We start from the raw sequence: 2177 nt of genomic DNA, 5'->3' as shown, positions 1-2177 counted from the left end.
GACATCCCGATCGGCACGGCCATCGCGGGCCGTACCGACGAGGCGCTCGACGATCTGATCGGGTTCTTCGTCAACACGCTGGTCCTGCGCACCGACACCTCGGGCGACCCGACCTTCGAGGACCTGCTGCGCAGGGTCCGCGACAGCGACCTCGCCGCCTACGCCCACCAGGACGTGCCGTTCGAGCGCCTCGTCGAGGTNGGGCGACCCGACCTTCGAGGACCTGCTGCGCAGGGTCCGCGACAGCGACCTCGCCGCCTACGCCCACCAGGACGTGCCGTTCGAGCGCCTCGTCGAGGTGGTCAACCCGTCACGGTCACTGGCCAGGCACCCGCTCTTCCAGGTGTCCCTCGGACTGCAGGCCGTCTCCGCGTCCGACTGGGAACTGGCGGGCCTGCGGGCAGGCGCGCAGCCGATCGGCCTGGACACCGCGCGCTTCGACCTCTCCTTCAGCTTCGCCGAGGAGCGCGACCAGCACGGCTCACCGGCCGGTCTGCTGGCCGACCTGGAGTTCAGCCTCGACCTCTTCGACGCGGAGACGGTCGAGGGCATCGCCCAGCGCTTCGTGCGCTTGCTGGATCAGGCGGTGGCACAGCCGAGGCGTCGGGTGGGTGAGTTGGATGTGCTGGCGTCCGGTGAGCGTGAGCGGGTGTTGGAGGGGTGGAACGACACGCGTGCCGGTGAGGTGCCGGGTTCGGTTGTGGAGCAGTTCGAGGCGCAGGTGGCGCTGGTTCCCGATCGGGTGGCGGTGGTCTTCGGTGGTGTTGAGGTTTCGTATGCGGAGCTCAATGCGCGTGTCAACCGTCTTGCTCGGCTGTTGACCGGTCGGGGTGTCGGTCGCGGTGATCTTGTGGGTGTGGCTCTGCCTCGGTCGGTGGAGCTGGTGGTGGCGTTGCTCGCGGTGTTGAAGTCGGGTGCGGCGTATGTGCCGATCGATCCGGATCACCCGCAGGAGCGTATTGGTTATGTGCTTGATGATGCGCGTCCGGCGTTGTTGATCACTTTTGACGGGTTGTTGGTGGAGCCGGCTGCCGGGGCGGGGGTTGAGCGTCTTGTGCTCGACTCGCCGGGTGTGGTGGAGGCTCTGGCCGGTCAGGGTGATGGTGATCCGGTTGGTGTTGCGGGATTGGTTGCGGCTGATGCGGCGTATGTGATTTATACGTCGGGTTCGACGGGTCGTCCGAAGGGTGTGGTGGTGCCTCGGGGTGGTCTGGAGAATTTCCTGGCGGGGATGGGTGTGTTGTTCCCGTTGGGTGGTTCGGATCGGTTGTTGGCGGTGACGACGGTCGCGTTTGATATTGCGGGGCTGGAGTTGTATTTGCCGTTGGTTTCCGGTGCGGGTGTGGTGTTGGCGTCGAAGGATGTGGTGGTTGATCCGGGGGCGTTGGCTGGTTTGGTGGTGGGTTCGGGTGTGACGGTGATGCAGGCGACGCCGTCGTTGTGGCAGGCGTTGGTGGCTCATGTGCCGGATGGTGTGCGTGGGTTGCGGATGCTGGTGGGTGGTGAGGCGTTGCCGGGTGTGTTGGGTGACGCTATGCGGGGTCTTGGTTCTGGGGTGGTGAATCTTTACGGGCCTACGGAGACGACGATCTGGTCGACTGCGGGGGTGTTGGGGGAGCGGGTTGGTGCTCCTTCGGTGGGTTCGCCGATTCGTAATACCCGGGTGTATGTGCTGGATGGTGGTCTGCGTCCGGTTCCTGTGGGTGTTGCGGGTGAGTTGTATATCGCGGGTGAGGGTTTGGCTCGTGGTTATCTGGGTCGTCCGGGTATGACTGCTGATCGGTTTGTGGCTGATCCGTTCGGTGTTGCCGGGTCTCGTATGTATCGCACGGGTGATGTGGTGCGGTGGGGTGCGGATGGGCAGCTGGACTTTGTGGGTCGGGTTGATCATCAGGTGAAGGTCCGGGGTTTCCGGATCGAGCTGGGTGAGATCGAGTCGGTGTTGTCGGGGCATGCGTCGGTGGCGCAGGTGTCGGTGCTGGCTCGGGAGGATCGGCCGGGGGACAAGCGGCTGGTCGCGTATGTGGTTCCGGTGGCGGGTGCGGTGCCGGACGTGGCTGAGTTGCGGGCGTTCGTGGGCCGGTCGTTGCCGGAGTACATGGTGCCCTCGGCGGTGGTGGTGCTGGAGGCGCTGCCGCTGACACCGAACGGCAAACTCGACCGCAAAGCACTCCCCG

Annotated in this window: 1 pseudogene; it reads left to right on the top strand. The window is 65.5% G+C overall.

From position 1 onward, the window contains the following. Positions 1–2177: pseudogene (locus CR470_RS40995) on the top strand (non-ribosomal peptide synthetase); the annotation flags it as partial.

It is taken from the genome of Streptomyces sp. rh34 (genome assembly GCF_002551245.1).
In the GTDB taxonomy this organism is placed as follows: Bacteria; Actinomycetota; Actinomycetes; order Streptomycetales; family Streptomycetaceae; genus Streptomyces.
Note: the sequence above shows the minus strand (reverse complement) of the source record. Positions and strands in the feature narration are given on the sequence as shown.